The 4,334-nt window shown below is 73.3% G+C and carries 3 protein-coding genes and 1 pseudogene; 2 read left to right on the forward strand and 2 right to left on the reverse strand.

The genetic code is table 11. The annotated features are described in order from the left end of the window. Window positions 1-120: 120 nt before the first annotated feature. Window positions 121-831: a rhomboid-like protein gene (locus AB0E96_RS38730; RefSeq protein ID WP_359831171.1), complete on the reverse strand. Its 711-nt coding sequence runs from the start codon at window positions 829-831 to the stop codon at window positions 121-123. Window positions 832-1,089: 258 nt separating this feature from the next. Here AB0E96_RS38730 and AB0E96_RS38735 point away from each other — a divergent pair, with 258 nt between their 5' ends. Next, on the forward strand, window positions 1,090-1,770 hold the full coding sequence (locus AB0E96_RS38735; protein ID WP_359831173.1) for a rhomboid-like protein: 681 nt from the start codon (window positions 1,090-1,092) through the stop codon (window positions 1,768-1,770). A gap of 194 nt (window positions 1,771-1,964) precedes the next feature. Then, entirely contained in the window at window positions 1,965-3,377 is a 1,413-nt protein-coding gene (gene argG / locus AB0E96_RS38740; RefSeq protein ID WP_359831175.1) for an argininosuccinate synthase, read from the forward strand. Between the two features lie 323 nt (window positions 3,378-3,700). On the opposite strand, the pseudogene AB0E96_RS38745 reads toward argG, so the two are convergent. Next, window positions 3,701-4,334, reverse strand: a pseudogene (locus AB0E96_RS38745) (hypothetical protein); the annotation flags it as partial.

Genomic DNA, 4,334 nt, shown 5'->3' on the forward strand with positions numbered 1-4,334 from the left:
GCGTTGGACGTGCGAGGATTCGGACCATCAGTCTGACAAAGGAGTGCAACGAGTGCCCGGCACAAACCTGACCCGTGAGGAGGCCCGCCCCGGACCGGCCTCCGGCGTCGACCTCTCCGGTCACCGCCTGCGGGCCCACCGCCAGACCGTACGGGCCGAGGCGACCGGGTCGAAGGCGCCCGGGCGTTCGCGGGTCAGCGGGTAGCAGGCGAATCCGATCAGCGCCGCACTGAAGTGGCCGATGCTGGTGTAGTCCCGGCTCTGCTGCACGCCCACCCCGTAGACCACCAGCACTCCCAGCGCGTACAGGTAGCGCCAGGGCCGCACGATCAGGTAGGTGAGTACCGCGACGACGCCGGCCAGGGCGTAGCTGACGCCGTAGTCCAGGGTGTAGACGGCTCTCGGTGGGGCCAGTCCGCGGTGGATCGCCCAGCCGAGCACGCCCTCGCTGAGATAGGTGGCGCCGATGTGCGCGAGCGCCGCCACCGATATCCAGCGCAGCGTGCCGAGCCAACGTTCGGCCGGCACGTGGAAGAGGTTGTACAGGAGGAAGTAGAACGGCCAGCCGCCGCCCGCGATCCACAGGGCACTGGTCACCAGGACCCGTACCGGCGAGACCTGGAGGTGGTGGAGGTTGGTCGATCGCCGCTGCAGGATGCGGTCGGCGGTCGCCGGATCGACGTGCCGGATCACCTGCGTGGTGACGAGCAGGATCGCCAGCCAGATGTAGGTGCCGGGCGCGCGCCGGACATAGGCCCACACCGCGTGGACGGCGCGTGCCCACCGGGGCCGGCGGTGCGCCGCGGAGTGCCTGGCGGTGCTACCGGCCATCGACGCCTCCTCGACACTCCTTCCCCTCACCCTGACCCCCGTCCGGCCCCGCCGCCACCCGCCACCCCCGCGCCGACCTGACCCCGGCCCGGCCCCCAGCCCCGGCCTCGACCCCGGCCAGCCCACCGACCCCGACACCCGGCGAACGCCCGGCGACCGCTCGCGTACGCTGACGCTCGGACCGCCCGGTCGCGGCCTTGCCCCCGCACCGTGGGGCGAGCCGGCACCGGGAACCACCGAGCAAGGGCACCAGCCACGATGAGCGATCGCCTCGCGACGAGGACACCGACGGGCCCCGTCGTCTCCCGGCACCCCGCGCTGAGAGCCGCCGTCCGCCTGCGGCTCACCACCGCGTACGTCCTGCTGCTGACCGTGACGGCCTCCTGGCTGGCGACCCAGGGCCACGCCGAGCGGGCCCGGTTCGTCCGGCACAACAGCAGCAACGTCCATCACATGGAAGTGGGCAAGTGGTGGACGATGATCACCAGCGGCCTGGTGGTGGACGGCGTTCCTGCCTGGGCGGGCATCGCGGCGGTCGCCGCCGTCCTGGGCCTGGCCGAGTGGCGCTGGGGCCCGGCCCGGGCCGGCGCGGTCTTCGTCTTCGGGCACCTGGGCGCCACGCTGCTCACCGAGGGCGCCATGTGGGTGATGGTGACCGCCCGCATCCCGGGCGCCCTGTCCCGCGCCCGCGACGTGGGCATCAGCTACGGCCTGGTCGCCACCGGCGCCTGCCTCCTCACGCTCGGCCCGCCCGCACTGCGCCGCTACGGCCTCTCGGCGCTCGCCCTGGTCCTGGCGACCGCCTGGGCCTTGAACCAGCAGCTGGCCGACGCCGGCCACCTGGTCGCCCTCGGGCTGGGCGTACTCGCCTCCCGTACGGCCTGGCTGCGCACCCGGGCAGCCCCCACCCCGCCGCCCCGGCCGACCCCAACCACCTGACACCGCAAGGAAGTTGCCTGGCCCGTCGGCCGCCGCGCGACGGCCGACCGGACTCCCGTCACCACCCGGCCTTCCGCATGCTCTTGCATTACTCTGCAAATCTATGCCAGAGTTCGGGCATCGGATCGATTACGCCGAATCCCGTCACACATCGCTAGATCAGGGGCCCGCTCAGGCGGGTCAAGGGTGCATCCATGTCGAAGGTCTTGAGCAAGCTTCCGGTCGGTGAACGGATCGGCATCGCATTCTCCGGTGGGTTGGACACCTCCGTCGCCGTCGCGTGGATGCGCGAGCACGGTGCCTTCCCCTACGCATACACGGCCGACATCGGCCAGTACGACGAGCCGAACCTCGCCGACGTCCCGGCCCGGGGCCGCGCGTACGGTGCCGAGCAGGCGCGGCTGGTCGACTGCCGGGCCGCGCTGGTCGAGGAGGGCCTGGCCGCCCTCGCCTGCGGCGCCTTCCACATCCGCTCCGCCGGGCAGACGTACTTCAACACCACCCCGCTCGGCCGCGCCGTGACCGGCACCCTGCTGGTGCGCGCCATGCAGGAGGACGGCGTCTCCATCTGGGGCGACGGCTCCACCTACAAGGGCAACGACATCGAGCGGTTCTACCGTTACGGTCTGCTCGCCAACCCCAACCTGCGGATCTACAAGCCGTGGCTGGACCAGGCGTTCGTCGACCAGCTCGGCGGCCGCAAGGAGATGTCCGAGTGGCTCGCCGAGCGGGACCTCCCCTACCGGGACTCCGCCGAGAAGGCCTACTCCACCGACGCCAACATCTGGGGCGCCACCCACGAGGCCAAGCGGCTGGAGTACCTGGACGCTTCCCTGGAGATCGTCAGCCCGATCATGGGCGTGGCCTTCTGGGACCCGGCGGTCGAGATCCAGACCGAGGACGTCACCGTCGAGTTCGAGTTCGGCCGCCCGGTCCGGATCAACGGCCAGGAGTTCGCCAGCGCCGTCGACCTGGTCCACGAGGCCAACACCATCGGCGGCCGGCACGGCCTGGGCATGTCGGACCAGATCGAGAACCGCATCATCGAGGCCAAGAGCCGCGGCATCTACGAGGCCCCGGGCATGGCGCTGCTGCACATCGCCTACGAGCGGCTGCTCAACGCCATCCACAACGAGGACACCATCGCCACGTACCACACCCAGGGCCGGCGGCTCGGCCGGCTGCTCTACGAGGGCCGCTGGTTCGACCCGCAGTCGCTGATGCTGCGGGACAGCATCCAGCGCTGGATCGGCCACCCGGTCACCGGCAGCGTCACCCTGCGGCTGCGGCGCGGCCAGGACTACTCGGTCATCGACACCCAGGGCCCCAACTTCAGCTACCACCCCGAGAAGCTGTCGATGGAGCGCAGCGTCGACGCCGCGTTCGTCCCGGACGACCGCATCGGTCAGCTGACCATGCGCAACCTCGACATCGCCGACTCCCGCAGCAAGCTGGAGCAGTACGCGGTGCACGGCCAGCTGGCTCCGTGGAGCGGCCTGATCGGCGAGCTCGCCCCGGGCGGCGCGGCTCCCATCGCCGCCGGCACCGGTGACGAGGAGGACCCGACCGCCCTCGACCACGCGGCGCTCGAGTCCGGCACCGACTGACGCACCTCGCACCCGCCGAGGGCCGTCGCACCCCAGTGGTGCGGCGGCCCTCCGGGCTTTGCGGCGGCCCGGGGTTTCCGCCGCGCCTGCCCGCCTCCACGTCTGCCGACCTCCACGCCTGCCGACCTCCACGCCTGCCCGCCACCCCGACCGAACACCACCCCGACCGAACACCGCCCCGGTTCACCCGAACAGCGGCACCGGCCGGGCACCCTCCGCCCGTCCGGGACTGAATGGCGACCGGCGCCCGGCGTCGGGAAGGCGGGTCCGGGACGGGCGAGGCGATCGGCCCGATGCCGGCTCCCGTCGGCGCCGCTCTCCCCTCACCGGATCCGCACCACCCCCCGCCCCCGCACCGCCCGGGCCCCCAACCGCCCGGCATCAGCCCTCGGCCTCGCCGCCACCGCCTCCCGCACCGTCAGCAGGATCTCGCCGTCGTAGCGCTCCGCCAGCACCCGCGCCAGCTCCGCCGCCCCACCCGGCCGGACCTCGGGCGCCAGCTCCGGCAGTCGGCCCGGGGCGCTGAGGTCCTGGGCCTGGGCGGCCCAGTGGGCCGCGTCGCACCGCTCGCCCTCGGCGGTGTAGTGCACCGCCAGGCAGTGCACGGCCAGCTGGTCCCCGTACTGGGCGGCTATCCGCCACCAGAAGACGCCGTCCGCCGTGCGGCCCATGCCGTACAGCAGGCAGCCGAGCGTCCGGAAGGCGGTCTTCTCGGCGAGTTCGAGGTCCAGGGCCAGCTCCCCCGGCTCCACCGCGCCCGCCACCCCGGCGCACAGGTGCCGCAGGTCGCGCCGCAGCTCCGCCCGTCCGCCGGCCCATCGGGGCTGCCCCGCGGCCGCTCCGGGACCGGACCCCGACCCCGGGCCGGAACCGGCCCCCGACCCCACCGCCGCACCGGTCCCCGCGCCCGGCCCCGCCGCCGTTCCCGGGCTCGGTGCGGCGGCCGGAACGTGCGGC

Source organism: Kitasatospora sp. NPDC036755, from assembly GCF_040636595.1.
Taxonomy (GTDB): Bacteria; Actinomycetota; Actinomycetes; order Streptomycetales; family Streptomycetaceae; genus Kitasatospora.

Excerpts from the sequence above, each read along its gene's own strand:
- argG (WP_359831175.1), top strand. The coding sequence starts at position 1,965 with ATGTCGAAGGTCTTGAGCAAGCTTCCGGTCGGTGAACGGATCGGCATC.
- AB0E96_RS38730 (WP_359831171.1), bottom strand. The coding sequence starts at position 831 with ATGGCCGGTAGCACCGCCAGGCACTCCGCGGCGCACCGCCGGCCCCGG.
- AB0E96_RS38735 (WP_359831173.1), top strand. The coding sequence starts at position 1,090 with ATGAGCGATCGCCTCGCGACGAGGACACCGACGGGCCCCGTCGTCTCC.